Annotated in this window: 27 protein-coding genes and 1 pseudogene; 18 read left to right on the forward strand and 10 right to left on the reverse strand. The window is 73.6% G+C overall.

Translation table 11 applies throughout. The annotated features are described in order from the left end of the window. Positions 1-182 precede the first annotated feature (182 nt). A complete protein-coding gene (locus ACJ9NR_RS32575) occupies positions 183-881 on the reverse strand; it encodes a GNAT family N-acetyltransferase (RefSeq protein ID WP_412491106.1) in 699 nt (232 codons plus the stop codon). Between the two features lie 100 nt (positions 882-981). Here ACJ9NR_RS32575 and ACJ9NR_RS32580 point away from each other — a divergent pair, with 100 nt between their 5' ends. Both ACJ9NR_RS32580 and ACJ9NR_RS32585 read left to right on the forward strand, forming a co-directional pair. Then, a complete protein-coding gene (locus tag ACJ9NR_RS32580) occupies positions 982-1,512 on the forward strand; it encodes a DinB family protein (protein ID WP_412491105.1) in 531 nt (176 codons plus the stop codon). 160 nt (positions 1,513-1,672) lie between these two features. Further along, on the forward strand, positions 1,673-2,338 hold the full coding sequence (locus ACJ9NR_RS32585) for an ANTAR domain-containing protein (protein WP_412491850.1): 666 nt from the start codon (positions 1,673-1,675) through the stop codon (positions 2,336-2,338). A 451-nt stretch (positions 2,339-2,789) separates the two neighbouring features. Here the strand turns inward: ACJ9NR_RS32585 and ACJ9NR_RS32590 are convergent, their stop codons facing one another. Then, positions 2,790-4,004, reverse strand: a complete 1,215-nt coding sequence (locus tag ACJ9NR_RS32590) for a flotillin family protein (RefSeq protein WP_412491104.1) — start codon at positions 4,002-4,004, stop codon at positions 2,790-2,792. 14 nt (positions 4,005-4,018) lie between these two features. Continuing rightward, the gene (locus ACJ9NR_RS32595; protein WP_412491103.1) at positions 4,019-4,270 is read right to left on the reverse strand and encodes an NfeD C-terminal domain-containing protein; all 252 of its coding nucleotides are present in this window, start codon (positions 4,268-4,270) and stop codon (positions 4,019-4,021) included. Between the two features lie 452 nt (positions 4,271-4,722). Between ACJ9NR_RS32595 and ACJ9NR_RS32600 the strand changes: the two genes are divergently transcribed. The 7 genes and pseudogenes from ACJ9NR_RS32600 to ACJ9NR_RS32630 all read left to right on the forward strand — a co-directional run bounded on the left by ACJ9NR_RS32600 (position 4,723) and on the right by ACJ9NR_RS32630 (position 10,977). Further along, positions 4,723-5,637 (forward strand): SGNH/GDSL hydrolase family protein, encoded by a 915-nt coding sequence (locus tag ACJ9NR_RS32600; RefSeq protein WP_412491101.1) that lies wholly within the window; start codon positions 4,723-4,725, stop codon positions 5,635-5,637. Positions 5,638-5,772: 135 nt separating this feature from the next. Further along, the gene (locus ACJ9NR_RS32605) at positions 5,773-6,924 is read left to right on the forward strand and encodes an acyltransferase family protein (RefSeq protein WP_412491099.1); all 1,152 of its coding nucleotides are present in this window, start codon (positions 5,773-5,775) and stop codon (positions 6,922-6,924) included. Positions 6,925-6,979: 55 nt separating this feature from the next. Then, on the forward strand, positions 6,980-7,804 hold the full coding sequence (locus tag ACJ9NR_RS32610) for a hypothetical protein (protein WP_412491097.1): 825 nt from the start codon (positions 6,980-6,982) through the stop codon (positions 7,802-7,804). 552 nt (positions 7,805-8,356) lie between these two features. After that, on the forward strand, positions 8,357-9,019 hold the full coding sequence (locus tag ACJ9NR_RS32615; RefSeq protein WP_412491096.1) for an SCO family protein: 663 nt from the start codon (positions 8,357-8,359) through the stop codon (positions 9,017-9,019). After that, positions 9,016-9,480, forward strand: a complete 465-nt coding sequence (locus ACJ9NR_RS32620; RefSeq protein ID WP_412491095.1) for a copper chaperone PCu(A)C — start codon at positions 9,016-9,018, stop codon at positions 9,478-9,480. The genes ACJ9NR_RS32615 and ACJ9NR_RS32620 overlap by 4 nt, the downstream gene beginning before the upstream one ends. A 221-nt stretch (positions 9,481-9,701) precedes the next feature. Continuing rightward, positions 9,702-9,986: pseudogene (locus ACJ9NR_RS32625) on the forward strand (iron uptake transporter deferrochelatase/peroxidase subunit); the annotation flags it as partial. A gap of 10 nt (positions 9,987-9,996) precedes the next feature. Then, the gene (locus ACJ9NR_RS32630) at positions 9,997-10,977 is read left to right on the forward strand and encodes a cytochrome c oxidase assembly protein (RefSeq protein ID WP_412491849.1); all 981 of its coding nucleotides are present in this window, start codon (positions 9,997-9,999) and stop codon (positions 10,975-10,977) included. A 107-nt stretch (positions 10,978-11,084) separates the two neighbouring features. Here ACJ9NR_RS32630 and ACJ9NR_RS32635 read toward each other — a convergent pair whose 3' ends face one another. Then, entirely contained in the window at positions 11,085-11,702 is a 618-nt protein-coding gene (locus tag ACJ9NR_RS32635; RefSeq protein ID WP_412491092.1) for a DUF5134 domain-containing protein, read from the reverse strand. 240 nt (positions 11,703-11,942) lie between these two features. Here ACJ9NR_RS32635 and ACJ9NR_RS32640 point away from each other — a divergent pair, with 240 nt between their 5' ends. Both ACJ9NR_RS32640 and ACJ9NR_RS32645 read left to right on the forward strand, forming a co-directional pair. Further along, positions 11,943-12,605 (forward strand): NUDIX domain-containing protein, encoded by a 663-nt coding sequence (locus ACJ9NR_RS32640; RefSeq protein WP_412491091.1) that lies wholly within the window; start codon positions 11,943-11,945, stop codon positions 12,603-12,605. Between the two features lie 157 nt (positions 12,606-12,762). After that, positions 12,763-13,746, forward strand: coding sequence for an aldo/keto reductase (locus ACJ9NR_RS32645; RefSeq protein ID WP_412491090.1), 984 nt, complete (start codon positions 12,763-12,765; stop codon positions 13,744-13,746). An 11-nt stretch (positions 13,747-13,757) separates the two neighbouring features. Here ACJ9NR_RS32645 and ACJ9NR_RS32650 read toward each other — a convergent pair whose 3' ends face one another. Both ACJ9NR_RS32650 and ACJ9NR_RS32655 read right to left on the reverse strand, forming a co-directional pair. Further along, positions 13,758-14,318: a dihydrofolate reductase family protein gene (locus ACJ9NR_RS32650; RefSeq protein WP_412491089.1), complete on the reverse strand. Its 561-nt coding sequence runs from the start codon at positions 14,316-14,318 to the stop codon at positions 13,758-13,760. Positions 14,319-14,382: 64 nt separating this feature from the next. Beyond that, entirely contained in the window at positions 14,383-15,384 is a 1,002-nt protein-coding gene (locus ACJ9NR_RS32655; protein ID WP_412491088.1) for a sigma-70 family RNA polymerase sigma factor, read from the reverse strand. On the opposite strand from ACJ9NR_RS32655, the gene ACJ9NR_RS32660 reads away from it, so the two are divergent. Next, complete coding sequence (locus ACJ9NR_RS32660; RefSeq protein WP_412491087.1) at positions 15,383-16,207, forward strand: DUF427 domain-containing protein; 825 nt, start codon at positions 15,383-15,385, stop codon at positions 16,205-16,207. The genes ACJ9NR_RS32655 and ACJ9NR_RS32660 overlap by 2 nt on opposite strands. Here the strand turns inward: ACJ9NR_RS32660 and ACJ9NR_RS32665 are convergent. Genes ACJ9NR_RS32665 through ACJ9NR_RS32680 form a run of 4 tightly spaced genes read right to left on the reverse strand, consistent with a single transcriptional unit; the run spans position 16,170 to position 20,122 of the window. After that, on the reverse strand, positions 16,170-16,706 hold the full coding sequence (locus ACJ9NR_RS32665) for an NUDIX hydrolase family protein (RefSeq protein WP_412491086.1): 537 nt from the start codon (positions 16,704-16,706) through the stop codon (positions 16,170-16,172). The two genes, ACJ9NR_RS32660 and ACJ9NR_RS32665, sit on opposite strands and share 38 nt — an antisense overlap. A 15-nt stretch (positions 16,707-16,721) precedes the next feature. Then, complete coding sequence (locus tag ACJ9NR_RS32670) at positions 16,722-17,849, reverse strand: amidohydrolase family protein (RefSeq protein ID WP_412491085.1); 1,128 nt, start codon at positions 17,847-17,849, stop codon at positions 16,722-16,724. Position 17,850: 1 nt separating this feature from the next. Continuing rightward, positions 17,851-19,254: a glutamine synthetase family protein gene (locus ACJ9NR_RS32675; protein ID WP_412491084.1), complete on the reverse strand. Its 1,404-nt coding sequence runs from the start codon at positions 19,252-19,254 to the stop codon at positions 17,851-17,853. 55 nt (positions 19,255-19,309) lie between these two features. Then, positions 19,310-20,122, reverse strand: coding sequence for an SAM-dependent methyltransferase (locus ACJ9NR_RS32680; RefSeq protein WP_412491083.1), 813 nt, complete (start codon positions 20,120-20,122; stop codon positions 19,310-19,312). A gap of 304 nt (positions 20,123-20,426) precedes the next feature. On the opposite strand from ACJ9NR_RS32680, the gene ACJ9NR_RS32685 reads away from it, so the two are divergent. The 6 genes from ACJ9NR_RS32685 (at position 20,427) to ACJ9NR_RS32710 (ending at position 26,965) form a co-directional block, all read left to right on the forward strand. Next, complete coding sequence (locus ACJ9NR_RS32685; protein ID WP_412491082.1) at positions 20,427-21,869, forward strand: cytochrome P450; 1,443 nt, start codon at positions 20,427-20,429, stop codon at positions 21,867-21,869. 80 nt (positions 21,870-21,949) lie between these two features. After that, positions 21,950-22,846, forward strand: a complete 897-nt coding sequence (locus ACJ9NR_RS32690) for a Cof-type HAD-IIB family hydrolase (protein WP_412491081.1) — start codon at positions 21,950-21,952, stop codon at positions 22,844-22,846. A 92-nt stretch (positions 22,847-22,938) separates the two neighbouring features. Continuing rightward, complete coding sequence (locus tag ACJ9NR_RS32695) at positions 22,939-23,619, forward strand: helix-turn-helix domain-containing protein (RefSeq protein ID WP_412491080.1); 681 nt, start codon at positions 22,939-22,941, stop codon at positions 23,617-23,619. Between the two features lie 45 nt (positions 23,620-23,664). Continuing rightward, positions 23,665-24,999, forward strand: a complete 1,335-nt coding sequence (locus ACJ9NR_RS32700) for a M24 family metallopeptidase (protein WP_412512748.1) — start codon at positions 23,665-23,667, stop codon at positions 24,997-24,999. After that, positions 24,999-25,979: a thiamine pyrophosphate-dependent dehydrogenase E1 component subunit alpha gene (locus ACJ9NR_RS32705; protein ID WP_412491078.1), complete on the forward strand. Its 981-nt coding sequence runs from the start codon at positions 24,999-25,001 to the stop codon at positions 25,977-25,979. The genes ACJ9NR_RS32700 and ACJ9NR_RS32705 overlap by 1 nt, the downstream gene beginning before the upstream one ends. Beyond that, positions 25,967-26,965, forward strand: a complete 999-nt coding sequence (locus tag ACJ9NR_RS32710; RefSeq protein WP_412491077.1) for an alpha-ketoacid dehydrogenase subunit beta — start codon at positions 25,967-25,969, stop codon at positions 26,963-26,965. The genes ACJ9NR_RS32705 and ACJ9NR_RS32710 overlap by 13 nt, the downstream gene beginning before the upstream one ends. The last annotated feature ends 6 nt before the right edge of the window (positions 26,966-26,971 follow it).

The following is a 26,971-nucleotide window of genomic DNA, read 5'->3' on the forward strand; positions in this document are numbered from 1 at the left end:
AAGTCAAGTACGAGCGTTCGGGGGCCGCAACGCGGAGCCCGGCCGATCGGCGTCGTCCGCCGGCTCCCGCCGGTACGGGCGGTGGAGGGGACCGTACACCTGGTGACGAGGACGGTGCGGGTGCCGGGGAGGACGGTGATCGGGGAGTTCGTCCGCCGCGCCTGCCACAGCCGCCGGAGCGGTCAGGGCGTGCGGAAGCCCTGGAACCTCACCGGCTTCCGGGTCTCGAAGCCGAGCCGTTCGTAGAGCGTGATCGCGCCGGTGTTCGCCTCGGCCACATGCAGAAAGGGGCGTTCGTCCCGCGCCAGGACGCGCGCGACGAGCGCACCCACCAGCCGGGCGGCGTGCCCCTTGCCGCGTGCCTCGGGAGCCGTGCAGACGGCACTGATCTCGGCCCACCCCGGGGGCCGCAGCCGCTCTCCCGCCATGGCCACCAGCCTGCCGCTGTCGCGGATGCCGAGGTAGGTGCCGAGTTCATGGGTGCGCGGCCGGAAGGGACCCGGCCGGGTCCGGGCCACGAGCGCGAGCATGTCGGGCCCGTCGGAGGCGCCCAACTCGACCACATCGGAGACGTCGGCCTGACCGGGCCCGCTGCCGTCCGGCAGGACCATCTGCCGGCCTTCGAGGACGAACACCTGCTCCCAGTCCGGCGGCGGGACCGCCGGGGAGCTGAACATGTCCGCGAACCCGCCCGGCCCGAGGAGCCGCGCCAGGTCCGCCCAGTCCGCCGGGCCCGGATCGGCGGAGACCGCGCAGAAGGTCGCGACCTCCGGCAGGTAGGCGGCGGCCCGGCCGAGCCGGCGGCCGAGCGGGCAGTGGTGCCCGCGCAGTGACTCGCCCACCGGGTCGTCGAGTGACAGGACATGGACATCGCCGTTCATCGCCGCAGTACGCCTTTCCGCTGTGCCGGTCGAGCCTCTCGGGGAGGGCCGGAGGTCTTCCGCCGGCCCGGTGGCGGAGGCTGCCGGTACGGTTTACCGCATGCACGAGATGGAAGCACTGCTGCGCGAGTACGACCGCGCGCGTGCCTACACGGACGACCTGTGGAAGGACCTCAGCCCGGACGAGGTGACCTGGCGCCCGCACGAGAACTCCAGCGCCATCGGCTGGCACCTCGGCCACCAGGCGCACGTCGCGCACTTCATGATCCGCAACCTCACGGCGGCCGAACCGAGCCCGGACCCTGAGCTGGACGCCCTGATGGACTCGGCGAACCCCGAGCGCTTCCGCGGAGCCCTGCCCACGATCCGCCGCCTCACCGACTTCCGCACCACCGTCGCCGAACGCGTGCACGCCCGTATGGGCGACATCGCCGTGGGCCGGGTCGGCGCCCCCGCCCAACTCGCCATCGTCGCCGGACACTTGCTCACCACCCTGATCAACCACGAGTACCAGCACGACCAGTGGATCAGCGAGGTCCGCACCAACGACCTCGGCCACGCACTCCCACCGGACCCCGACTGCGACCTCGTACGGCGCGTCGACGGCTATCTCGTCATCGACGGCCTGTAGCCGGCTCCGGCACCGGCGGGCGTCCGGGAGGCGCCGGACCGGGGTGGGGACGGACCGGGGTGGGGACGGACCGGGGCGGGGACGGACCGGGGGGTACGGTGACGGCACCCCGTGATGGAGGCAGGTGGTGGCGGTGGAGTGGCGTGCGTACGCCGAGCAGATGGCGGACCTGGCACGGAAACTCCTGGACCAGGAGTCGGTCCAGGCGACGCTCGACACGATCGCCGCGGCGGCCGTCGAACTGGTGGAGAGCTGCGACGAGGCCGGCATCCTGGCGGTGCGCAAGGGCCGCGCTGTCACCCTCGCCGCCTGCGGAACCATGGTCTCCGAATCCGACCGCATCCAGGGCGAGCTGGGGGAGGGGCCCTGCTACGACCTGGCCCGCCGCAAGAACGGCGCACGCGTCTACCGCATCGCGGACCTGACCCAGCCCCACCCGTCCTGGCAGCGCTTCGCGGTCGCGGCCCGCGAGCTGGGCGTCGGCAGCATGGCCGGGGTACTGCTCTACACCGACAACGACGACTTCGGGGCGCTGAACCTGTACGCGCGCCGCCCCGGCGCCTTCGGCGAGGACATAGAGACCGCCGGCTGGCTGCTGGCCTCGCACGCCGCCGTCGCCCTGGCCGACGCCCGCACCATCGACCAGCTCCAGCACGGCATGGAGACCCGGCACGCCATCGGCGAGGCCATGGGCATCCTCATGGAACGCCACGGCCTGAGCGAGGACGACGCCTTCGACGTGCTGCGCCGCATCTCCCAGAACCACAACGTCAAGCTCCGCGACGTCGCGCAGCGGATCCGTGCCGGACGCACCGATCCGGCCTGACCATCCGGCCCGGCGCCTGCCCCGAGACCTTCCGCCTGACCCCCGAGGCGATGGCGAACGCCGTGGAAGTCCCCACGCCGTGCCGCCCCTGTCGAAGCGGTCGCAGCCGGCAGCCGAAGGGCGACCGCCGGTCGGGGCCGGCCCCGGTCCGTTGCCCGTGCGGCGGCTTCGCGGCGGTCATATGTACGCTAAGATCGATCACGAGCTGGTCGCCGCAACCACGGTGGGCCGGTGTGGCGTTGGTGGTCCAAGGAAAGACGCCCCGCTTCCTGCGGGGAGATGCAGGTGCAAGGCCTGCCCGGCGCTCGGAACACGGGGCCCGTCCACGCGTAGAGCGAGGGCGGGCCCCGTTCGCTGTCCGACGGCGCGTCGGGCGAGGCCCCGGACGCCGAGGCATCCGGGGCAGGCCGCTCCGACCGTGCGCCGGTCGGGGCCGGCCGCTAGTCCGCCGCTAGTCCACGTCCACCGGCCCGTCGTCCGACTTCTTCTCCCTGCCCGAGCGCAGCTGCAGCAGCCCGCCGCCGTTGCCGCCGCCGCTGCCGCCGCTGCCGCCGTTGTCCTCGGGCCGGGAGTTGCCGGTGGCCTCCTGGCCGCCCAGGTTCTGGCGGACCGAGTCGAGGATCGTCAGGCCCTGGGAGACGAGGCCGGCGGCGATCTCGCCCAAACCGTCCGCGCCGTTGAGGACGTTGACGTTGGCGCCGGACAGGCCGCCCGCCGCCTCCTTCACGATCTGCGGGAGCTGGTCGATGAGCATCCGGTCGAGCGCGACGCGGTCGTAGGAGGCGGCCGCCTCGGCCTGGATCTTCATGCGCTGTGCCTCGGCGGCCGCGAGGACGCGGACCCGCTCGGCCTCCGCCTCGGCCGGCTTCACGACCTCGGCGACCAGCTGCTGCTGGCGCAACTTCGCCTGCCGCTGGGCCAGTTCGGTCTGTGCGGCCAGCACCTCCTGCTGGGCGTGGGCCTGCGCCAGCGGCCCCGCCTGGCCGGCCTGCGCCTGGGCGCGGTCCACCTCGGCGGAGTACTCCGCCTTCACGACGGCGGTCTGCCGGGCGTACTCGGCCTGCTTGCGGGCCGCCTCCTGCTGGGCCTCCGCCGCCGCCTGGGTGGCCTGCGCCTGGGCGATCTGGGCCTGGCGCTGGATGGCCGCCCGGTGCGGCGCGGACATCGCGTCGATGTACCCGGCGTCGCCGTCGTCGATGGACTGGATCTGCAGCGAGTCGACGATCAGGCCGATCTTCGCCATCTCGGTCTTGGAGGTGTCCAGCACCTCCGCGGCCAGCTTCTGCCGCTCGGTGACGATCTCCTCGACCGTCATCGAGCCGATGATGGCGCGCAGGTGGCCCGCGAAGATGCGCCCGGTCAGCACCGACATCTGCTCCTGGTCGGAGAGGAAGCGCTGACCCGCGTTGATGATGCTCTCGTTGTCGTTGCCGACCTTGAAGGCGATGACGGCGCGCACGCTGAGCGCGATGCCCTGGCGGGTCACGCAGGTCTCGGTGACCTCGGCCTCGTTCATCGACAGGGTCAGGAAGCGGGTCTTGCGGAAGAACGGCACCACGAACTTGCCGTGCCCCGTGACGACTCGGAACGGCGCGCCCCCCAGTCCCCGCCGGCCCCCCGAGATCAGCATCGCCTCGTCGGGAGCGGGAACGCGGTATCCGAACATTTCTTGTCTACTCCTCAGTCGGCGCCGGCGGTGTCACCGCCGAGCGCGTCCAATGGATCCGCCCACTCGATGACGCCGACCTCTCGACATCCACGCGACTCGATCACGAGCACCGTCGCCCCCGTAGGCAGTGGTTCTTCGGACCAGGCGAGGAAGGTCTCGGAGCCGCCCCGGACCCGCACCAGGACTTCGCCGGGGCCCGCGGATCCGCGGGTTCCGATGAGCACTTTCCCGGTACAGCCGATCACGGCATCGTCCTGCGGCATCACGCCCGCTCTCCTCCTGCCCGACCCATGATTCAGACGATAGACCCACCCGGGTCGGGGACCCAACGGGCATGGCGTCATGGGTTGCCCGCCTGTGACACGCCGACCCCTGCCCGCCGTACCGGCAGGCCCCGACCGCTCCGTACCAGCGGGCCCCGACCGCTCCGTACCGGCCGGTCCCGACTCCCGCCCTGAACCGCCGCTCCCGACTCCCGCCCTGAACCGCCGCTCCCGACTCCCGCCCTGAACCGCCGCTCCCGACTCCCGCCCTGAACCGCCGTCCCGACCCTCCGTACCCACGGGTCCAGACCCCTGCGTACCGACTGCCTCCCGCCTCTATCCCCGGACACATACCGAGCGGTATACAGACTCCGTCGCGTGTGACGCCCGCACTGTGCGGGCCGGTTCCGCGCGACGTCCACGTTGCAGGGGCGGATCTGGGGGAGGATCGCATGACCGACGGCACGCGTTCGGGCAGAGCGGCGAGACGGCGGCAGGGGATCGCGGCGGGGGTGGCGCTCGGCAGCTGCGCCCTGGTGGCCGTCTCGACGTCGCCGGCCGCCGCGCACGGTGGCGGGCACGGCCACGGCACCCGCTACGCGGCGCTCGGGGACTCCTACACCTCGGGCCCCGTCATCCCGACCCAGGTGGACGCCGACTGCGCCCGCTCGGACCACAATTACCCCTCGCTCGTCGCGGCGGCGCGCGAGGTGAGCGCGTTCAAGGACGTGAGCTGCAGCGGTGCGACCACCGAGGACATGTGGAAACCGCAGGGCACCAACGGCCCCCAGCTGGATGCCGTGAACCGGTACACCGACCTGGTGACGGTGCAGATCGGCGGCAACGACATCGGCTTCGGCCCCATCATCGGCACCTGCGCGAAGCTCGCCCCCACGGACCCGGCCGGAGACCCGTGCCGCCGCTACTACACCTCCTCCGGCTACGACCAGCTGGCGGTCAACATCCTGCGGACCGCGCCGAAGGTGGCCGCGGTGCTGCGGGCCGTGCACGCCAGGGCGCCGCACGCCCGGGTGCTCGTCGTCGGCTACCCGGACCTGCTGCCCGACGACGGCAGCGGCTGCTACCCGTCGGTGCCGTTCGCGACCGGCGACTTCCCCTATCTGCGCGACACCGGCGAACGGCTGAACCTGATGCTCCGGCTGGTGGCGAGGGTGAACCACGCGCAGTACGTCGACACCTACGGGCCCACCCGCGGCCATGACATGTGCAAGGCGCCCGGCGTCCGCTGGATCGAGCCGCTCCAGCCGGCCTCACCCGCGGCCCCCGCGCACCCGAACGCCAAGGGCGAGGAAGCGATGGCACGTGCCGTCCTCGAACGCCTGGACAAGGGGCACCACCGGCACTGAGCGGCGCCACGCCCGAAGCGTGCGGCATTGGTGTGACGTCGGGTACCGGGCCGAATGAAAGGGGCTGAGCGGGGCAACGTTCCCCCTCATGCCCCTTTCCATGCGCCGCACGCACCACCCCCGGCAGGTGATTCGATGACGACGGCGACCAGGGCGACCAGTACGCCCTCCGCCACCTCGGCCACCACCCCCGCCAACAGCCCAAGGTCCGCTCCACCGCCCTCGCTGCCGTCGCTCACCGGGCTGCGCTGGGCCGCCGCGCTGCTGGTCTTCGGGCTGCACGTGAACAACTTCCGCTACTTCGACGGCACCGCGGGCCGCGTCGTCACCTGGGCGTTCGGGGCCGGCGCGACGGGCGTGTCGTTCTTCTTCGTGCTCTCCGGCTTCGTCCTGACCTGGTCCGCGCGGCCGGGCGACCGCGCCCCCGCCTTCTGGCGGCGGCGCGTCGCCCGCATCCTGCCGGTGCACCTGGTCACCGCGGGGATCGCGCTGCTCATGGCCTGCACGCTGGAGCACCAGTCGAAGCCGTCGCTGCCCCAGGGGCTGGCCAACGTCCTGCTGGTGCACTCCTGGTGGCGCCCGTGGTGGCAGACCCTGGACCCGGTCAGCTGGTCACTGGCCTGCGAGGCCTTCTTCTACGCCCTCTTCCCGCTGCTGGCGCTCCTGCTGCGCCGCCTCGGTGCCCGGGGAGCGACCGTCGTGGCCGGTCTGTCGGTGTCGGCGGTCCTCGCCGTGGCCTGGGTGAACGCGCACCACTGGGTGGGCCAGCCGATCGACTCCCTGCCGCTGGCGCGGCTGCCCGAGTTCGTCCTCGGCGTCGCCGTGGCCCGCCTCGTGCTGCTCGACCGGTGGCGCGGCCCCGGCCTGGAGGCATCCCTCGCGCTGGCGGTCGTCGGCTACTTCCTGGTCCCGCAGGTCACCACCGACTACCGGGCCACCACCTGCACCGTCATCGGTTTCGCCCTGCTCATCCCGGCCGCGGCCGTCGCGGACCTGCGCTCTCTGCCCTCCCTGTGGCGCCGCCCGCGGCTGGTCAGACTCGGCGAGCTCTCCTTCGCCTTCTACATGGTCCACCTGCTGGTGCTCCGCGCCGGGACCAACGTGATCGGCGTCAAGCCCCGCTTCGGCCTCACCGAGGGGCTCGCGGTCACCGCCCTCGCCTTCGCCGTCTCCCTCGGCCTGTCCTGGCTCCTCCACGAGACGGTGGAGCGCCCCGCGCGGCGGCTGCTGCTCCGCCGCCGCGCCGCCCGCCCCCGGCCGGCCCGGCAGCCGGCGCAGCGGGGCTGACACCCCCGCCCCGGCGTCCGCGGGCTCCGCGGCGGCTGGAATGATGGCGACCGCCATGAACGTCCCGGTGCGGGCTGCCGCCGATCTGAGACTGCTGAGGGCCACGGTGTTCTCAGCGGTGTGCGTGGCGCTGTCCGCGGGCGGGCACGTGCTGGCCTCGGGCAGCGGGGTCTCCCTGTGGTCCCTGGCGGCAGGCTGGGCCGGGGTGCTGTGTCTCGTGGGGCCTCTGGCCGGGCGGGAACGGTCGCTGCCGGGCATCGCGCTGGCCGTGATGGCCGGCGAGTTCGGCCTTCACCTGCTCTTCTCCCTCGGCCAGGTCTCCGCGACCTCCGCCGCTCCGGCCGGCGGTTCCAGCCGGGTCGTGGCGCTGGCCGGACGGCTGCTGTGCGGGGCCGAGGCGACACGGCTCACGCCGGGCACCGCGGCCCGGATCCTGCGGCAGGCCCACATCGACCCGGCCCATGCCGTGTCCGTCGCGCACGGTGCGCCGGCCATGGCCGGAATGCCTGGAATGGCGGGCCACGGCGGGCACGCGATGATGCTCAGCTCGATGTTCACGGTGCCGATGGTCGCCGCGCACGTCACCGCGGCCGTCGCCACCGGCTGGGTGCTGCGCCGCTGCGAGGTGGCGCTCTGGCGAGCCGTCCGGCTGCCGACCCTGGTGGCGGGCCGGCTGGCACGGCTCGCCCTGCTGCGACGGCTGGGCGGGCTGCTCGCCGTGGCCCGGGCGCGCAGGCGGGTCGCGGCTCTGCTCGAGCGGTTGCGGACCGTGCTCGCCCCGCGCCGGCCGGCCCACGACGGCGGGCGGCGGCTGCGGTCCGCCGTCCTGTGGACGTGCGTCGTGCGACGGGGCCCGCCGATGGTGACCACGGCAGCCTGAGACCCCCCGCGCGCTCGTACGCCGGGGCGGGGCAGGCTGCCTGCCTGCCATGGTTGCCACCCGGGTGTCCCCGGTAACTCGGTGACCCGTTCGACCACCCCGGTAGACCGGTGGCCCTGACAACCCCGGTGACTCCCGGTGGCCCTGATAACCCCGGTGACCCGATCAGCCGGCCTTCCAGGTCCCGGGTGCCTCACGGCTCTCGGCGTCCCGGGCCTCCGGTGCTCCGGGCCCCCAGACCTCCGGGCCCCCGGGCCCCCGGCTTCCGGGTTTCCCGGACCTCCGGGTTTCCCGGGCTTTCACGCCCTCGCGCGTTCCGGGTCCTCCGTAGGGCCGCCAGGTCTTCGGGTCCTCCGGGGCCACGGGAGGACGGGTCCTGCGGTCGGTCGTCGGGCGCCGCACTCGGCGCTCCGTCCGCGGCACGGGTGGTCTCTCACCTCACCTTCCACACACACGCACACGCATGCGCACACGCACGGGCATGCGCCGCCCCCCGCACTCACGCAGCGGGCGCGCCGCACGCACCGCCGCTTCGCTCACAGGAGCTTCACGATGTACACCTTCACCGCGCGCCGGACAGCCGCGACCGCGGCCCTGCTCGCCGCCGGGCTCGGCCTGACGGCCTGCGCCGGCCCGTCGGGCGGCCGGCCGGCCGCCGCCGTCTCCACCCCTTCCTCCTCCGCCGCGTCCGGCACCGTTCCCCTGGACACACCGGACGCCAAGCCCGCCCTGACGCTCACCGACCAGAACGGCCACCCTTACGACCTCGTCGAGCAGACCGCGGGCCACCCGACGCTGCTCTACTTCGGCTACACCCACTGCCCCGACGTGTGTCCGACGACGATGGCCGACATCGCGCTGGCCGCCCGGAAACTGCCGGCGGCGCAGCGGCGCGAGCTGCGCGTGGTCTTCGTCAGCACCGACCCGGCCCGCGACACCCCCCGCCGGCTGAAGCGGTGGCTCGGCGCGATCGACTCCTCGTTCACCGGTCTGACCGGCGACTTCCCGGCCGTGCAGAAGGCGGCGCGAAGTCTGGGCGTCGGCATCTCCGCACCGGTGAGGCACAAGGACGGCACCGTGACCGTCAGCCACGGCGCCGAGGTGTTCGCCTTCTCGCCCAAGGACGACAAAGCCCACCTCTTCTACACCTCCGGAACCTCGCAGCAGCGATACGCGGCCGACCTGCCGAAGCTCGTGACGGGGGAGACGCCGTGACCCGCGCCCACGCCGCCGCCACGCTGCTGCTCGCCGCCACCGCGCTCACCGGCTGCTCGTCGTCGTCCGGTGCGGCACCGGCGTACGACACCCCGGTCCTGAAGGTCACCGGTGCCTACATACGGCAGCCTCCCACGCCCGACATGGCCGCGGGCTACCTCACCATCACCGACACCGGCCGGCAGCCGGACAAACTCACCGGCGTGACCAGCGACGTCGCCGACCGGGTGACGATGCACCGCACCACGGCCGCGAACCGGATGGAGCCGGTGAAGGCATTCACCGTTCCCGCGGGCGGCAGCCTGGTGCTGCGCACCGGCGGCAACCACCTGATGCTGACGGGCCTGAAGAAGAAGCCGACGGCCGGGCAGACCGTCACCCTCCGTCTGCGGTTCGCCGAGTCCGACTCGCTCACCGTACGGGCGCCGGTCGAGCCGGCGACGTACCGGCCCCCGTCCTGACCGGCGGCGAGGGCCGACCGAGCCGCACGGACCGCGGCCGGCCCTCGCCCACCCGGACATCCGCACCCCGAGTTCCCGAGGTTCGACAAGGCTCCGACATGGCCCGAGACACCACACGACACGACGACGCGCGGGGCGCCATCTCCCGCAGGCGGCTGCTGGGCACGGCGGGCGCGGCGGGCACCGCCGGGCTCCTGGCCGGGGCGGGCGCCGGCACGGCCGCCCACGCGGGCGCGCACCACCCCGCGCCGCTCACTTCGGCCGGCAGCACCGCCGTCCGCGGCTTCTCCCATCACGACGGCTGCACCGCCGACGGGCGACCGGACGCGGGAGTGCTGTTCATCGCCTGGCAGGCCGACCCCGCCGCCTTCCTCACGGTGCGGACGAGACTCGACGGCGCCGACCACCTCACCCGATTCGTCCGGCACGAGTCCAGCGCCCTGTTCGCCGTGCCGGGCGGCGCGGCACCGGGCGAGTACGTCGGCCAGAGCCTGCTGGAGGACTGACATGGACGGTATGCGGCACATGAACATGCACATGCACATGACCGGTCCGATGTGGGCGCCCACCGCGCCGCCGACGCTGCCACGCCTGCTGGCCTGGCACCCCCAGCCGCTTCCGGTGGAACCCCTCGCCTGTCTCCTCGCCCTGGCCCTCTACGGCCTGGCGGTGTGGCGCCTGCGGCGCCGCGGCGACGGCTGGCCGCTCACCCGCACCCTGCTGTGGACCGCGGGCGTGCTCACCGCCGCGGCCGTCACCTGTACCGGCGTGGGCGGCTACGGCATGGAGATGTTCAGCGTCCACATGGTGCAGCACATGGTGCTGTCCATGCTCTCCCCGATCCTGCTGCTGCTCGGCGCGCCCGTCACCCTGGCGCTGCGGTCGCTGCCCACCGCCGGGCGCGGCCGCACCGGCCCGCGGGAAGTGCTCGTCAGGCTGCTGCACAGCCGCCCGGCTCGGGTGGTCTCCTCACCGTTCTTCACCCTGCCCCTGTTCATCGCCAGCCTCTACGGGCTGTACTTCACCCCGCTGTTCGACTTCCTGATGGGCAGCTGGCTGGGCCACGAGTGGATGCTGGCCCACTTCCTGGCGACCGGGCTGCTGTTCTTCTGGCCCATCCTCGGCGTTGATCCCGCACCGCGGCGCCCCTCCCACCTGCTGCGCTTGCTGGAACTGTTCATCGGCATGCCGTTCCACGCCTTCTTCGGCATCGCCGTGATGATGTCCAGCACCCTGACCGTCACCTTCTTCGCCCACCCGCCGGCCGCCTGGCACCTCAGCCCGCTGGCCGACCAGAACACCGGTGGCGGGATCGCCTGGGCCTTCAGCGAGATCCCCACCCTGCTGGTGCTGATGGCCGTGCTCGTCCAGTGGGCGGGCAGCGACCGCCGCACCGCCGCCCGCACCGACCGCCAGGCCGACCGCGACCACGACGCCGAACTGGCCGCCTACAACGCCTACCTGGCCCGCCTCGCCGCCCGCGACCACCCCGCCTGAGGGTCCACGCGGCCCGTACCCGTCCGTACCCGCGCGACCGGTACCCGCGCGACCGGTACCCGCACGACCGCGGTACCCAGGACGACCGGCGCGTACGGGTGGGCCGTTCACATCGTCAGGACCATCGCGAGCATGCCGATGGCGAGCGACAGACGGCATGCCGTGCCCACCGCCGGGGCCTGCCAGACGCTGGGCGCGGCACGGCGGGGCCCGGCCACCGGGAGTGGTGACGCGGGGGCGCACTCGACGGCCGCCACGGGCACGAGTCGCGTCCCGGCCCACAGCACGTAGGCGATGTAGTAGCCCAGCAGCGCCAGGTCCACCAGGGGCGAACCCATCGGGGCGTGGCCGTGGCGCATGCCCGCCATCGCCTCGGGCGTCATGCCGCCGGCGGCGACCGCCATCACCACCGCCATGTAGGCCATGACCGCCGCATCGATCGTGTGGTGCAGGCGGTGCGGCTCACCGCGGGCGAACAGCAGCGCCCGTACGGCGAGCGCGACGAACACCACCGCCAGCACCGCGGGGCCCCAGACACCGGTCCTGCGGGCCAGCGCGGGTGCCGCCATGAGGGCCATCCCGACGCCCATCACCGCCTCGGCCCGCGCGATACGGCGCTCGCACCGGTCCTTCACCGTCCACGCTCTGGACCGCACCGCGCACAGCACGCCCGTGGCCGTACCGAGAGCTGTCAGCAGCCACCCCACCAACGGCGGCCCTCCCATCCGATCACCCCCACCCTCGGCCTTCCTCCGCGCGGCGGGGCATACCCGGGCGCACGGGGGCGAGGCCCGCGCACGGGCGCCGCCGCGGCGGCCGGGCGGCCGACCTGCCGGCCCGGCCGTTCCCTGTGCCGGCGCTGAGCTGACAGACGCACGTGGCAGAAGCCGAGCTGACAGACGCACGTGGTAGAAGCGGACCATGAACAGCTCCCGCACCACCCCGAGCCGGAACGGCGGCGCGCGATGACCGCCGGCATCGACACCCCGGACCGCCGCGGCCGCACCGGCCTGGACCGGACCGGCCTGGACCTGACCGGAAACCCGCGCGTGAGGGTGCGGGAGGTGAAACTGCTCTCCAGCCACTGGTACGTCGAGCGCGCCACCACCTTCGACTTCCAGCACGCCGACGGCACCTGGAGCAGCCAGCAGCGCGAGACGCACGACCGCGGCAACGGCGCCACCATGCTGCTGTACGACGCCGAACGCGAAACGGTCCTGCTCACCCGGCAGTTCCGCTTCCCCGTCTACGTCAACGGCCACCCCGACGGCATGCTGATCGAGACGCCCGGCGGACTCCTCGACGACGAGGACGAACACCCCGAACTCGCCGTGCGGCGCGAGGTGGTGGAGGAGACCGGGCACACCATCGGCGCCGTCCGGCACGTCTTCGACGTCTACATGAGCCCCGGCTCCGTCACCGAACGCGTCAGCTTCTACGCCGCCGCGTACGGACCCTCGACCCGCACCCACGAGGGCGGTGGCCTCGACGAGGAGGGTGAGGACATCGAGATCGTCGAACTGCCCTTCCGCCGCGCCCTGGAGATGATCCGCACCGGCGAGATCAACGACGCCAAGACCATCATGCTGCTGCAGTGGGCGGCGCTGGAGGGCCCCTTCGCCCGCTAGGCCCTGCGCCCTCCGGCCCTTCGCCACCCGGGACGGCCCCCTGCGCCGAGCCCCCTGCGCCGGGCCCCCTGGGCCGGACCCCTTGACTTGGAGAGCGCTCCAGGCTGAAGACTCCCGTTCGTGCCCGAACACCCGGGTACGAACGGGAGGAACACCCATGAAGTACCGCACGATCGGAAGCGACCCGGCCAACCGCCGTGAGGTGAGCGTGATCGCCCTCGGGGCGATGCTCATGGGCTCACGCACGGACGAGAAGACGTCGTTCGCCGTCCTCGACCGCTACGTCGAGGCCGGCGGCACCTTCATCGACACCTCCGACAACTACGCCTTCTGGGAGGACGGCGGCCAGGGCGGTCAGAGCGAGGAACTGCTCGGCCGGTGGCGGCGCAGCCGCGGCGTGGGCGACGAGATCGTCATCGCGACCAAGCTCGGCGCCCGTCCGCTCGCCCCCGGCACCAGCTATGTCGACAACCCGGAGGGCCTGTCCGCCAAGGTGATCCGCGAGTCCGCCGAGCGCAGCCGGCAACGGCTCGGCGTGGACCGGCTGGACCTCCTCTACGCCCACATCGACGACCCCGCCGTCCCGCAGCGCGAGACGGTCGAGGCGTTCGCCGAACTCGTCGGCGAGGGCACGGTCGGACTGCTCGGCGTGAGCAACCAGGCCACCTGGCGGGTGGAGCGGGCCCGCGCCCTCGCCGCCGGGGCCGGCCTGCCCGGCTACGAGGTCCTCCAGTACGCGCACAGCTACCTCCGCCCGCGCGCCGACGTCCCCAGCGACATGTTCCCCGACGGCAGCCTCGGTCATGCCGGTCCCGACCTCGTCACCTACCTGCGTGCCGAGCCCACCCTGACCCTCGTCGCCTACTCGCCCCTGCTGAGGGGCGCCTACACCCACCCCGACCGGCTCCCCTCCGACTACGACCACCCCGGCACCCCGCCTCGCCTCGCCGCCCTGCGCGAGGTGGCCCGCGAAACGGGAGCGACGCTCAACCAGGTCGTCCTGGCCTGGCAGCTGGGCGGCGCGCTCCCGACCATCCCGCTGGTCGGCGCCTCGTCGGTGGCCCAGTTGGAGGAGAACCTGGCGGCGGCCGATCTGGAACTGACGGCGGAGCAGCGGGCGCGCCTGGACGCGGCCCACTGATCCGCGCCCCGTCACCGCCGGGCTGCCCGCCGGTAGCAGGTGAGGACGGCCGGGCCGGTCCGCTCGGCCGACACGCACTCCAGGTGCGCCGGCGGGCCGCCCGCGGGGAACAGGCGGTCGCCGGTGCCCAGGACGCTGGGCAGGGTGATCAGGCGGTACTCGTCCACCAGGTCCCGCGCCCTCAGCGCGTGGACGACGCTCAGGCTGCCCGCGACGACCACGTCGCGTGGCTCGCGCTCGACCGCGTCGGCCGGGTCGCCGTCCAGGAGCCGGGAGTTGGCCCAGCCGGAGACATCGGTGAGGGTGCGGGAGGCGACGAGTTTCGCCGCGGCGTTCATGCGGGCGGAGAACGCGTCCTCGCGCTGCGGCCACAGGCGGGAGAACTGCTCCCAGGTGGTGCGGCCCAGCAGCAGGACCCCCTCGTCCAGGGTGGCCCCGAGCCGGAACTTGTCCCCGGCGACCGCCTCGGGGCCGTGCCGGAACATCCAGCCGCCGCCGGGTGTGCCCCCGCGGCCGTCCGGGTCGGAGACGATTCCGTCCAGCGTGCTGAACGCGATGACGATGACGCTCATGGCGATGTCCTCTCGGAGGTCACGATCGATGGTCACCGGTACGTACCGGCGCCACCGCCCGGACTCATCGCCCGCTGCCGGATTTCTCCGCGGAGATCTCCCCGGGCAGGCCGAACGCCGCGAACACCCGCGGATCGGCGAACACCACGTTGCGCGCGATCCGCCCCGCGCCGACGGTGAAGACCTGCAGCGTGTGCAGCCGGTGCCCGCCGTCCGGCGCGGGCGCGTACGCGGCGAGCGCCGGCTGTCCGCCCGCGGTGAGCGGCCGGGTGAGCCAGTGCGTGCCGCGCATCGCGAAGACGCGCTCCAGGAACAGGCCGTAGTCGCGGCGCCCCCGGTACCACAGCGGCACCGGCGGCATCTCCAGCACGGCCGCGTCGGTCAGCAGCCGCACCAGCGCGGGCACGTCGGCCGCCTCGAAGGCCCGCGCGTACTGCCGTACGACGTCCCGCGCCCCGGCGTCGTCCGGCTCGGGCAGTTCGGCGGGATCGCCCACACGGGCGAGTGCGGCCCGGGCCCGCTGCAGCGAGCTGTTGACGGCCGCGACCGTCGTCCCGAGCTGCTCGGCCACCTCCGCGGCGCTGAACTCCAGCACCTCCCGCAGCACCAGCACCGCCCGCTGCCGCGCGGGCAGCCACTGCAACGCCGCCACCAGGGCGAGCCGCAGATCGGCCCGTGCCTCGATGTCGTAGCGGGCGTCGGGGAACGGCTGCAGCCACGGGATGTCGAGGGCCGGCGTCAGCGGTGCGCCCGGGTCCTCGCTCGGGGCCCCCAGTCCGGACGGCAGCGGCCGCCGCGCCCGCCCCTCCAGCGCGGTCAGGCACACGTTCGTCGCGATCCGGTACAGCCAGGTGCGCACCGACGCGCGTGAGGCGTCGTAGCGCTCCCGCGCCTTCCACGCCCGCAGCATCGTCTCCTGCACCAGGTCCTCGGCCTCGTGGAACGAGCCCAGCATGCGGTAGCAGTAGGCCACCAGCTCGCCCCGGTACGGCTCAAGGTCCATGGGCCCATCATGGCGCACACCACCCCTGGCAGGTCCCCTCCCGCTGTGCGTGACTTGAGGCATGAGCCCACTCCCGACCGAGCGAAGCCTCCGCACCACCCCCGAAGGCCTGCAGTGGGAGCCCAGCGAGCGGTGGGTGCGCGGCGTCAAGGGCGATGTCACGGTCGTCGACAGCCGCCACCCCGTCCTCGTCTGGGAGCCCGAGCTGCCCGTACCGCAGTACGCCTTCCCCCGCGCCGACGTCCGCCTGGACCTCCTGCGCCCCGCCAAGCACCCGCACACCGGCACCCACACCGGCTCGCGGATCTTCTACGACCTCGAAGCCGGCGAGGAGCGGGTGGCGAACGCGGCCTGGACCTTCCCGGCCGCCGACCTGGCCGGCCACATCGCCTTCGAGTGGTTCCGGCGCCCCGGCCTCGACCACTGGTACGAGGAGGAGGAAGAGATCTTCATCCACCCCCGCGACCCGCACAAACGCGTCGACGCCCTGCCCAGCAGCCGGCACGTCCAGGTCGAGATCGACGGGACGCTCGTCGCGGACACCCGCCGGCCGGTGCTGCTGTTCGAGACCGCCCTGCCCACCCGCTACTACATCCCGCGCCAGGACGTCCGCCTCGACCTGCTCGAACCCACCGACCACCACAGCGGCTGCCCCTACAAGGGCACCGCCGAGTACTGGTCCTGGCGCGGCGGGGCCGCTGTGCCGCCCAACCTGGTCTGGAGCTACCCGGACCCGCTGCCCGCGGTGGGCCCGATCCGCGGACTCCTCGCCTTCTTCAACGAGGCCGTCGACATCAGCGTGGACGGCGAGCGCCAGGAGCGCCCGGTCACGCCGTTCAGCGCGACCCTCAAACCGAGCAGCCCACGTGGGCCAGAGCCTGCTTGAGCAGCACCCCGTGCCCGCCCGGCATCTCGCTCTGCACGGCCTCCGACACCGCCTCCTGCGGGCTGAACCAGACCAGGTCCAGGGCGTCCTGACGGGGACGGCAGTCGCCGGTGACGGGGACGACGTAGGCCAGGGACACCGCGTGCTGGCGCGGGTCGTGGAACGGTGTGATGCCCTGCGTCGGGAAGTACTCCGCGACCGTGAAGGGCTGCAGTGACGCCGGGATCCGGGGCAGTGCCACCGGGCCGAGGTCCTTCTCCAGGTGGCGCAGCAGCGCGTCACGGACCCGTTCGTGGTGCAGCACCCGCCCGGAGACCAGGGTCCGGCTGACCGTGCCGTCCGGCCCGATGCGCAGCAGCACGCCGACACTGGTGACTTCGCCGCTGTCGTCCACGCGCACGGGCACGGCCTCGACGTACAGGATCGGCATACGGGCACGCGCCGATTCGAGGTCGTCGGCGCTCAGCCAGCCCGGCGTGGTTTCGGTCATGTCAGACATTGCTTGATCATACTTTCAGCAGGGGCCGGAAAACCGGTAGACCCGAGAGGCGTTGTGTGCTCCTGCCCACTGTGCGATCCGCAGCGCGTCGGGCAGGCTCAGCTCGTCGGCGTCCACCCGGTCCTGCAGCAGAGCGGCCAGACCGTGGCGGAAGGCGAGCGCGCCGAGCCAGTAGAACTCGGCCACCCCATAGGCGTCGGAGCTGTACAGCAGCTTGCGGAACGGCGTGATCTCCAGGGCCTCCGCCAGCACGGCCCGGGCGCGCGCCGGGCCGACGTGGTGCAGGGTGAGACCCACGTCCAGGTACACGTGCTCGAACACCGCCGCCAGATAGGCGGCCTGGCGCTGGTACGGCCAGCAGTGCAGCAGCAGCACCGGGATCGCGCCGCCGGTCAGGTGCAGCCAGTCGGTGAGGTGGGTGGGGTCCACCCGGTGCATGCGGATGTCGCTGTCGCCGAAGCCGGTGTGCAGCTGGAGCGGCAGGCCGAGGTCGACGGCGGTCCACAGCAGGTGCCGTACGAGGACGGGATCGTCCAGCCGGCCGCCGCGCGCCAGCCAGCGCCGGGCCGCCCGCGTCACCTCGGCCCGGGACGGGCGGGCCGGATCGAGGTCGAAGCCGGTGCGGTAGGCGGCCACGGACTTCACCTCGACCACGCCCGGCCGCCCCACCGCCTCCAGCGCGGCCGCCCGGAAGGCGTCGCCGTACTCGTCGGCCTCGACGCCCCGTGCGGCCACCGCCTCGGCGGTGTTCTCCAGCCGTACGACCTCGTACGCCGTCCCGCCGGCCGTCTCGGCCAGCTGTGCCGGAGTGGTCGGGCGGTCCGGCGCGCAGCCGGTGTCCACGCAGAACACGCCCGTCGCCGAGGCGGTCAGGAAGCGCCGGTGCACCTCGTCGGCGCCCAGCTCGGCGCGGCGCGCGAGGTAGGCGTCGGGCGGCGCGTGCCGGGGCAGGTCCAGCAGCGGGGCGCAGTGCCGGCGGACGGCCACGCCGACGGGACTGTCGAAGGTCGAGATCCCGGGCCAGGACCCGCCCTCGGTGATCAGCTCCTCGAAGCGTTCCCGGGACAGGCCGGCGGTGACGAGGCCGTGGCAGTGGTGGTCCACCAGCTCCAGCGCGTCGAGCGCCTCCCGGACCGCGCCCATGTCAGTACTTCCAGCGGTACGCCGCCGCCACCCGCTCGTCGTCCAGTCCGTCGACCGCCGCGATCTCCCCCTGCCGTACGGCGATCACGGCGTCCGCGAGGACCGGCCCGAGCGCCGCGCGCAGCCGCTGGTCCGCGCGGAACTCCGTGACCGCGTCGGCGAGCGAGGCCGGCAGCCGCCGTACGCCGCGGGCCGCCGCGTCGTCCGGTCCGAGGAGGGCCGGGTCGCCGGTGATCTCCTCCGGCAGCGGGGCGGAGGAGGCCAGGCCGTCCAGTCCGGCCGCGATCAGGCAGGTGAGGGCCAGATACGGGTTGGCGGCCAGGTCGACCGGTTTGACCTCCAGGTTCGCGGCCCGGTCGCGCAGGCCCGCGGTGCCCGTGACGACGCGCACCGCGGCCTCCCGGGTCTCATGGCCCCAGCAGGTGAACACCCCGGCCCACTGGGAGGGCCTGAGCCGCAGGTAGCTCGCCGGGCTGGGCGCGGTCACGGCCGTCAGGGCCGGGAGGTGCGCCAGCACGCCGGCCGCGAACGACTCGGCCTCGGCCGTCATGCCGTGGCGGCCCCCGCCGCCGGAGTGCAGGTTGACGCCGTCGCGCCAGGCGGAGAGGTGGACGTGGCCGCCGTTGCCGACGCCCTGCGCGAAGACGGCCGGGGCGAAGGAGACCACGAGTCCGTGGCGCCGGGCCACGGCCCGGATCGTCTGCCGCACCAGCACGCTGCGGTCGGCCGCCGCCACCGGGTCGAGGGCGCCCACCGAGATCTCGAACTGACCGGCCGCGTACTCGGGATGCAGCTGTTCGACGTCCACGCCCTGCGCGGCGAACGCGGCCAGCAGGTCGGCGGTGCAGTCGCTGAGTTCGATCTGCCGCGCGGCGCTGTACGCGGGTCCCGAGCAGGCGGGCAGGAACTCCCCGCCCTCCGCCGGTCCGCAGCCGACCGACCACTCCACCTCGACGGCGGCGCGGAAGGTCAGGCCGTACCGCTCGGCCGCCGAGGAGACGACGCGGCGCAGGGCCGTGCGCCCGCACCCCGGATGCGGCTCGCCCTCCTGGGTGATCCGGTCGACGGGCGCCCAGGCCCAGCCGGGCTGCCCCGCCAGGACGGTCAGGTGGTCGAGGTCGGGGTAGAGGCGCAGATCGCCGTCCGGGGAGCCCAGGACGTCGGTGGAGACGATGGAGTCGTTCGCCAGGAAGGTGTCGAACACCGGCGACATCCCGACGCCCCACGCGGCGGCGGAGGCGAGCCCGGCCGTCGGGACCGCCTTGATCCGGCCGACGCCCGCGGTGTCGACGTAGGACAGCACGACGCCGTGCACACCACGGGCCGACAGTTCGCCGCCGAGCGCGGTGGCCCGTTCGACGTCGCCGGGGCGCCCGCCGGGGACGGGATCGGCAAGGGTGGTCATACGTCCTCCACGGATACGTCCGTCACGGGTACGTCCTCGGTGTGCGGCACGTGCCTCAGGGTTTCACGGCCACCGCGCCGTACTGCGGTACGACGGCGGGTGTTCCGGATCCGGCGCGCCAGCGCGAGCAGGACACCAGGCCCGGTTCGAGGAGGTCCAGGCCCTCGAAGAAGGCGGCGACGTCCGCGCCGCCGCGGGCGGTGATGGGCGGGGTGGCGTTGTCGTTCCAGAACTTCATGGCCGGAATCTGGCCCGCCCCGCCGAGTTCGGGGTCGAAGGTCGGGTGGGTGAGGACCAGGAAGCTGCCGCTGGGCGTCCCGGCCATGACCCGGCGGACGATGTCGCGGGCCTCGCCGGTGTCCGGTACGAAATTGAGGACGCCCAGCATCAGCACCGCGACCGGTTCGCCGAGGTCGAGGGTCCCGGCGGCCCGTCGCAGAATCGTGTCCGGGTCGCGCGCGTCCGCGTCGAGGTACTCGGTGACGCCCTCGCCGGTGCCGCCGAGAAGGGTGTGGGCGTGGGCGAGGACGACGGGGTCGTTGTCGACATAGACGACCCGCGCCCCGGGGTCGATCCGCTGGGCGATCTGGTGCGTGTTCTCCCCGGTGGGCAGGCCCGTGCCGATGTCCAGGAACTGCCGCACCCCGCGTTCCGCGGCGAGGAAGCGCACCGCCCGGCCCAGGAACCCCCGGTCGGCGCGGGCGACGTCGCGGATGACCGGGAACATCCCGGCGACGTGCTCGCCGACCCGCCGGTCGGCCTCGTAGTTGTCCTGGCCGCCGATCCAGTAGTTCCACACGCGCGCGTTGTGCGGCACGCCGGTGCCGGGCACCGGCGACCCGTCCGAAGGGGTGGGACTCTCCGTCACGACTCAGCTCCTCCTCGCACACCGGTGGCCGTCGCGGCCATTGTGCCGTCCGGTGATCACGGTGTCCGGTGAACGCCGGGGAACCGGCCGGCCGTTCGCGCGCGATCGGCCGGCCGGCGTGCGGAACGGGCCGGCCCGCGGCCGCACCGCCCGGTCAGCAGGAGCAGCCGTCCGGGCCCGGCTTGCTACTCGTCAGTACCCCACCCTGTGACCGGCGTGAGGCCTGGGGTACGGTCCCTCCCGGGTCCGTGCGCACCGCCGCCCGCGGACCGCCACGCGCAGGGTCGAAGGGGGCGCCGCAGGCATGGAGTTCCACCTGGTCGAGGACGGCGAAGGGCCCCCGGAGCCGGACGGCACCCCGCTGGAGGACCTCGCCCCGCAGCCCCTGCTGACCCGGGACTACGAGACCCGCCCCGAGCTCGTCTACGAACGGCTGCGCGACCGCCACGGCCCCCTCGCGCCGGTCGACCTGCTGGGCGTGCCGGCCTGGCTGGTGCTCGGATACCGCGAGTCGCTGGAAGTGCTCCAGGACGACGCCGCCTGGCCCAAGGGCCTGGAGAACTGGCGCGCCCGGTCGGAGGGCCGGGTGCCCGCCGACTGGCCGCTCGGCCCCTCCCTCGAGGTCAACCACGTGCTGATCCAGGGCGGCCCCGCCCACCGCACCCTGCGCGCCGCCTGGGACGTGGCGCTGCGGCCGTTCCAGGACCCGCGCGACCAGCGGACCAAGCGCCTCAGGGCCGCCGTCACCGGCTACGCCGACGAGCTGATCACCCTGCTCGCGCGCGGCGGCCGCACCGGACTGGCCGACCTGTCGGCGCAGTTCGCCCGCCCGCTGCCGCTGATGGCCGCCAGCCATCTGCTCGGCTTCCCCGGCTCGCAGGGCGACGACGCCCTGATGGACATGTGGCGTGTGCTGGACGCGGGGCCCGACGCCGGACCCGCCCTGGAACGCCTGCTGGTGACGCTGCGCGACCTGGCCGCAGCCAAGGCCGACGAGCCCGGCGACGACTTCCCCTCCCACCTGGCGGCCGCCCATCCGGAGCTGTCGGTCGACGCGCTGGCCCGGGAGCTGTTCATGCTGCTCGGCATGGTCTCCGACCACGTCGGCATCCTCATCTCCAACACCGTCGTGGAGGTGATCTGCGGGGAGAGCGAGGGCGGCGTACGCACCGCCCTGTCCGCCGGAATGGTGCGCGAGACCATGAACCGCGTGGTCATGCGCAAGCCGCCGCTGGTCAACTTCGTGCCGCGGTTCGCCACCGAGGACACCCGGCTGGGCCGCTACACCGTCCGCGCCGGCGACCCGGTGTGGGTCTCCGCCGCCGCCGCGCACGCCGACCCCCTCTTCGCCGGCCGGAGGCCGGCGGAGTCCAGCATCAGCAGCCGGGCCCACCTGTCCTGGGGCGCGGGGCCCCGCCAGTGCCCGGCCCGCGAGCTGGCCTCGGCCATCGCGGCGGCGGGCGTGGGCCGCCTCTTCGAACGGTTCGGGCACATCGAGCTCGCCCTTCCCGTCGACCAGCTGCCCTGGCGCTCCTCGCCCTTCATGCGCGGGCTGCGCTCGCTGCCCGTGCGCTACGAGCTGACCGGCGGGCCGCAGCCGTCGCTCGCGCCGCCGCACACCGCGGACGCGGCGGGCGGGGCCCGGCCGTCGGATCCGCCGGACGCACCGGCCGCGGCGGACCGCTCCGCCGGGCGGCGCTCCTCGCTGTGGCGCTATCTGACGGGCCTGATCCGGTCCGGAAACTGACCGTTCACACGGTTCGCGTAGGGTGACCGGACCGCCGCAGACCCCCGGCGCCCCGTCGCGCCCCGACCCGGAAGCAGGCCGTGTCCTCCGCCCCGTCGCCCCTCCTGACCGCCACCGGTCCGTCCACCGGCTCCGCCGACATCCGGCTGATCGTCACGGACATGGACGGCACCCTCCTGGACGACGCCAAGCGCGTCCCGCCCGGCCTGTGGCGGACGCTGGCCGAACTGCGCTGGCGCGGGGTGGTGTTCAGCCCGGCGAGCGGACGCCAGTACGCCACGCTGGCGAAGGAGTTCGCCGAGGTGGCCGAGGGGATGGTGTTCATCGCGGAGAACGGCACGTACGTGGTGCGGGACGGTGTTGAGCTCAGCTCCGACCCGCTGGAGCCGGGCGTCGCGGCCGGTGTCGTGCGAGCCGTACGGCAGCTGGTGGCCGACGGCGTGGACGTGGGCGCCGTCGTCTGCGGCAAGCGCTCCGCCTACGTCGAGCGCGGCGACGAGGCGTTCCTGGCCGAGGTGCGCAGGTACTACGCCGAGCACCGCGTCGTCGAGGACGCCACCGCGCTCGACGACGACGTCATCAAGGTCGCCCTGTTCGACTTCGGTGCCGCCGAGCGCACCACCGCCCCCGCGCTGGAGCCCTTCACCGCCACCCTCCCGCACTCTCGACTTCGCTCGAGCGGGGGGATCCCCAAGGTCGTCGTCTCCGGTGAGCACTGGGTCGACGTCATGAACGGCACCGCCGACAAGGGCGCCGCCCTGCGCCGGCTCCAGCACGAGCTGGGCGTCACGCCCGCCCAGACCATGGTCTTCGGCGACTACCTCAACGACCTGGAGATGCTGGACGCCGCAGACTGGTCCTTCGCCATGGCCAACGCCCACCCGGACGTCATCGCCCGCGCCCGCCACCTGGCCCCGTCCAACAACGACAACGGCGTGCTGCGCACCATCGCCCGGGTGCTCGGGCTGGAGGCCTGACACCCGACGGGCCGTCACCCGCGGGCCTGGCGCCCCGGCCCGCCCCGGCTGTTCAATGGGGCTGCACATGCCCGCCCGAGGAAGGAGCCGCCGTGTCTCCCGCCGCCGTGCCGCCCGTCGGGGCACGCATCCGCCAGGCGCGCCTGGCGAGAGGCGTGAGCCTGCGCGCCCTCGCGCGGGACGTCGGTGTCTCCGCGAGCCTGGTGTCCCAGATCGAGACCGGCAAGAGCCAGCCGTCGGTGAGCACGCTGTACGCCATCACGACGGCGCTCGGGATCTCCGTCGAGTCGCTCTTCGACGCCGGGGAGGCCACCGCCGTCCCGCCCGCCGCGGCCCCGCCCGGCGTGCCGCCGGCCGCCGTCGGGTCCCCGGCGACGGCCCGGGCGCCCGTCCTGCACGCGCTGGCCGCCTTCGCCGCCGACCCGGGCCGCCGTATCGGGCCGGTGGTCACGCCGGGGGAGCGGGAGGTGCTGGAGCTGGACTCGGGGGTGGTGTGGGAGCGGCTCGGGCACGTCCCCGGCACGGACGTCGACTTCCTGCGGGTGACCTACCGGCCCGGCGGCGCATCCTCCGGCTCCGGCGGCCTGATGCGGCACGCGGGCACCGAGTACGGCTGTCTGACCTCGGGCGAACTCGTCCTCACCCTCGGATTCGAGGAGTACCCGCTGCACCCCGGCGACGCGGTGTGCTTCGAGTCGGCGACCCCGCACCGCTACCGCAACGACGGAGAGGAACCGGCCGTCGGCATCTGGTTCGTGTTCAGTGACACTTGACACCTGCGCCGTGTGGTCGTTCACTCCGGAGTGGGGGTGGTCGCCATGGCGATCCGCACGTACGGCCCGAACGCCGTCGACTGGGAAGAGCGCGTCGACCTGGACCGGCTGCGCAAGGAGCGCCTGTCCCGGCTGAACGACCGGCTGAACCGCTCCTCGCTCGGCGCCCTGCTGAGCTTCGACTTCGCCAACATCCGCTACATGACCGCCACGCACATCGGCACCTGGGCGATGGACAAGCTGATCCGCTTCGCCCTGCTGGTGCGCGGCGGCGAACCGGTCGTCTGGGACTTCGGCTCCGCCGCCCGCCACCACCAGCTCTACAACCCCTGGCTCGACTACAGCGACGGCAAGGGCGGCGAGCCCACCGGCGCCCGGGCCGGGATCTCCACCCTGCGCGGCGCCTTCCATCCGGACGCGGGGATCGCCGAGGACGTGGCCCGCAAGATCGCCGGCGAACTGCGCGACCACGGCCTCGCGGGCGAGCCCCTCGGCGTCGACGTGGCCGAGATGCCCGTCCTCATGGCCCTGCGCGCCGAGGGCATCGACGTCGTCGACGGCCAGCAGGTCTTCCTGGAGGCCCGCCGCACCAAGACCCGCGACGAGATCTCCCTGCTCACCCAGGCCTGCGCGATGGTGGACGCCGCCTACGAGGAACTGTACGGACACCTGCGCCCCGGGGTGCGCGAGAACGAGTGCGTCGGCCTCGTCAGCAAGGTCCTCTACGACCTCGGCAGCGAGTACGTCGAAGGCGTCAACGCGATCTCCGGCGAACGCTGTTCACCCCACCCGCACGTCTACAGCGACCGCCTGATCCGCCCCGGCGACCCCGCCTTCTTCGACATCCTGCACAGCCACCTCGGCTACCGCACCTGCTACTACCGCACCTTCGCCGTCGGCAGCGCCTCCCGGGCGCAGCGCGACGCCTATGTGCGCTGCCGCGCGTACATGGACGAGGCCATCGCCCTGGTCCGCCCCGGCGCGACCACGGCCGACGTCGTCCGGGTCTGGCCGCGCGCCGAGGAGTTCGGCTTCGCCGACGAGACCGCCGCCTTCGCGCTGCAGTACGGCCACGGCGTCGGCCTGTCGATCTGGGAGAAGCCCATCTTCAGCCGCCTGGTCTCCCTCGACCACCCCGAAGTCCTCGAAGAGGGCATGGTCTTCGCCCTGGAGACCTACTGGCCGGCCGCCGACGGCTGGTCCGCCGCCCGTATCGAGGAGGAGCTGGTCGTCACCGCCGACGGCTGCGAGGTCATCACCAAGTTCCCGGCCGAGGAACTGCTGGTCGCGGGCCGCAAGTACTGGACCGTCGGCGGCGAGCTGAACACCCGCCGGGAGTCCCAGTCCCACCTCAACACCCGCGGCGACGGGAGCACCTGATGGCCGGCCCGGAGGAACTCCTCACCCTGTACGAGCAGATGGCCGTCATCCGCCGTACGGAGCAGGCCGCGCACGACCTGTTCCTGTCCGGCCTGGTCAAGGGCACCACCCACCTCGCCGCCGGGCACGAGGCGATCGCCGTCGGCGCGAGCGCCGCGCTGCGCCCCGACGACTACGTCTTCGCCACCTACCGCGGCCACCACCACGCCATGGCCCGCGGCGCCACCCCCGAGGAGTGCCTGGCCGAGCTGATGAGCCGCGCGACGGGACTGTGCAAGGCCAAGGGCGGCTCCATGCACCTGACGAAGGCGTCCGAGAACATGCTCGGCTCCTACGCCATCGTCGGCGCCCACCTCCCGATGGCGGTCGGCGCCGCCTGGTCCGCCCGGCTGCGCGGCACCGGACAGATCGCGGTCGCCTTCTTCGGCGACGGCGCGACCAACATCGGCGCCTTCCACGAGGCGCTCAACCTGGCCGCCGTGTGGAAGCTGCCCGTGCTGTTCGTCTGCGAGAACAACCTGTACATGGAGTACACGCCGATCGCCGACGTCACGGCCGTCGCCCGGCCCGCGGCGGACCGGGCCCCCTCCTACGGCATCCCGGGCGAGACCGTCGACGGCAACGACGTCGTCGCCGTGCGGGAGGCGGTGGCCGCCCTGGCCCGGCGGGCCCGGGCGGGAGACGGGCCCGCTCTCCTGGAGGCCGAGACCTACCGCCACTTCGGCCACAGCCGCGCCGACCCGGCCGCCTACCGTCCGGCCGAGGAGGTCGAACGCTGGCTCGGGCACGACCCGCTGGACGTGGCCCGCGGACGCCTCGCCGAGCTGGGCGTGACCGGGGAGACGCTCACCGCCGCCGACGAGCGCGCCCGCGACCTCGTGCGGCGGGCGGTCGAGGCGGCGAAGCACGCGCCGCCGCCCGATCCGGACGAGGCGCTGACCGACGTGTGGGCGGACGGGGGTGCGGCATGGCGGACGTGACGGCGGGCCGTGACGTCATCACCTACCGGGAGGCGGTCGCCGAGGGCATCGCACGGGAGATGCGGCGCGACGCGGCCGTCGTGTGCCTGGGGGAGGACATCGGCGAGGCCGGCGGGGTGTTCAAGACCACCGCCGGGCTGCTGAAGGAGTTCGGGCCCGAGCGGGTGTGGGACACGCCCATCTCCGAACAGGCCATCGTGGGCGCGGCGATGGGCGCCGCGATGACCGGGATGCGGCCGGTCGCCGAGATCATGTTCTCCGACTTCCTGGCCTGCTGCTGGGACTACCTCGCCAACGAGATCCCCAAGGTGCGGTACATGACGGGCGGCCAGGTCACCGTTCCCCTCGTCGTGCGCACCGCCAACGGCGGTGGCCTCGGCTTCGGCGCGCAGCACTCCCAGGCCACCGAGAACTGGGCGCTGACCGTGCCGGGGCTGAAGATCGCGGCCCCCGCCACCCCCGCCGACGTCATCGGGATGATGGCGGCGGCCGTCCGCAGCGAGGACCCCGTCGTCTTCTTCGAGCACAAGGGGCTGCTCGCGAGCAAGGGCGCCCCGCCGCCACCGGACCACGTCGTCGAGCTGGGCCGCGCGGCCGTCGTGCGCGAGGGCGCCGACGTGACGCTGGTGGCGCTCGCCGCGATGGTGCCGGTGGCGCTGGAGGCCGCCGCACGGCTCGCCGAGGAGGGCGTCGACGCGGAGATCGTGGACCTGCGCAGTCTCGTCCCGCTGGACACCGCGACCGTCCTCGCCTCCCTCGCGAAGACCTCGCGGCTGGTGACCGTCGAGGAGAACCCCTACCAGGGCGGCTGGGGCGCCACCCTCGTGTCGGTCGTCGCCGACGAGGGGTTCTCCCTGCTGGACGCGCCCGTGCGCCGGGTCGCGGGCGAGTGCGTCCCGCTGCCGTTCGCCGACGCGCTCGAGGAGCGGGTCATCCCCACCGTAGCCAAGGTCGTGGCGGCCGTGAGGAGTCTCGCCGCGTACTGAACACCC

This window comes from Streptomyces sediminimaris (assembly GCF_047049295.1).
Taxonomy (GTDB): domain Bacteria; phylum Actinomycetota; class Actinomycetes; order Streptomycetales; family Streptomycetaceae; genus Streptomyces; species Streptomyces sediminimaris.

What these genes read in the sequence shown, in the direction of transcription:
- ACJ9NR_RS32610 (WP_412491097.1), top strand. Translation starts at nt 6,980, where the DNA reads ATGAACGTCCCGGTGCGGGCTGCCGCCGATCTGAGACTGCTGAGGGCC.
- ACJ9NR_RS32605 (WP_412491099.1), top strand. Translation starts at nt 5,773, where the DNA reads ATGACGACGGCGACCAGGGCGACCAGTACGCCCTCCGCCACCTCGGCC.
- ACJ9NR_RS32710 (WP_412491077.1), top strand. Translation starts at nt 25,967, where the DNA reads ATGGCGGACGTGACGGCGGGCCGTGACGTCATCACCTACCGGGAGGCG.
- ACJ9NR_RS32670 (WP_412491085.1), bottom strand. Translation starts at nt 17,849, where the DNA reads ATGGGCGCGGTCCGGGAGGCGCTCGACGCGCTGGAGCTGGTGGACCAC.
- ACJ9NR_RS32590 (WP_412491104.1), bottom strand. Translation starts at nt 4,004, where the DNA reads ATGTTCGGATACCGCGTTCCCGCTCCCGACGAGGCGATGCTGATCTCG.
- ACJ9NR_RS32580 (WP_412491105.1), top strand. Translation starts at nt 982, where the DNA reads ATGCACGAGATGGAAGCACTGCTGCGCGAGTACGACCGCGCGCGTGCC.
- ACJ9NR_RS32660 (WP_412491087.1), top strand. Translation starts at nt 15,383, where the DNA reads ATGAGCCCACTCCCGACCGAGCGAAGCCTCCGCACCACCCCCGAAGGC.
- ACJ9NR_RS32575 (WP_412491106.1), bottom strand. Translation starts at nt 881, where the DNA reads ATGAACGGCGATGTCCATGTCCTGTCACTCGACGACCCGGTGGGCGAG.
- ACJ9NR_RS32655 (WP_412491088.1), bottom strand. Translation starts at nt 15,384, where the DNA reads ATGCCTCAAGTCACGCACAGCGGGAGGGGACCTGCCAGGGGTGGTGTG.
- ACJ9NR_RS32585 (WP_412491850.1), top strand. Translation starts at nt 1,673, where the DNA reads ATGGCGGACCTGGCACGGAAACTCCTGGACCAGGAGTCGGTCCAGGCG.
- ACJ9NR_RS32615 (WP_412491096.1), top strand. Translation starts at nt 8,357, where the DNA reads ATGTACACCTTCACCGCGCGCCGGACAGCCGCGACCGCGGCCCTGCTC.
- ACJ9NR_RS32700 (WP_412512748.1), top strand. Translation starts at nt 23,665, where the DNA reads ATGGCGATCCGCACGTACGGCCCGAACGCCGTCGACTGGGAAGAGCGC.
- ACJ9NR_RS32630 (WP_412491849.1), top strand. Translation starts at nt 9,997, where the DNA reads ATGCGGCACATGAACATGCACATGCACATGACCGGTCCGATGTGGGCG.
- ACJ9NR_RS32645 (WP_412491090.1), top strand. Translation starts at nt 12,763, where the DNA reads ATGAAGTACCGCACGATCGGAAGCGACCCGGCCAACCGCCGTGAGGTG.
- ACJ9NR_RS32675 (WP_412491084.1), bottom strand. Translation starts at nt 19,254, where the DNA reads ATGACCACCCTTGCCGATCCCGTCCCCGGCGGGCGCCCCGGCGACGTC.
- ACJ9NR_RS32665 (WP_412491086.1), bottom strand. Translation starts at nt 16,706, where the DNA reads ATGTCTGACATGACCGAAACCACGCCGGGCTGGCTGAGCGCCGACGAC.
- ACJ9NR_RS32600 (WP_412491101.1), top strand. Translation starts at nt 4,723, where the DNA reads ATGACCGACGGCACGCGTTCGGGCAGAGCGGCGAGACGGCGGCAGGGG.
- ACJ9NR_RS32640 (WP_412491091.1), top strand. Translation starts at nt 11,943, where the DNA reads ATGACCGCCGGCATCGACACCCCGGACCGCCGCGGCCGCACCGGCCTG.
- ACJ9NR_RS32595 (WP_412491103.1), bottom strand. Translation starts at nt 4,270, where the DNA reads ATGCCGCAGGACGATGCCGTGATCGGCTGTACCGGGAAAGTGCTCATC.
- ACJ9NR_RS32705 (WP_412491078.1), top strand. Translation starts at nt 24,999, where the DNA reads ATGGCCGGCCCGGAGGAACTCCTCACCCTGTACGAGCAGATGGCCGTC.
- ACJ9NR_RS32650 (WP_412491089.1), bottom strand. Translation starts at nt 14,318, where the DNA reads ATGAGCGTCATCGTCATCGCGTTCAGCACGCTGGACGGAATCGTCTCC.
- ACJ9NR_RS32685 (WP_412491082.1), top strand. Translation starts at nt 20,427, where the DNA reads ATGGAGTTCCACCTGGTCGAGGACGGCGAAGGGCCCCCGGAGCCGGAC.
- ACJ9NR_RS32635 (WP_412491092.1), bottom strand. Translation starts at nt 11,702, where the DNA reads ATGGGAGGGCCGCCGTTGGTGGGGTGGCTGCTGACAGCTCTCGGTACG.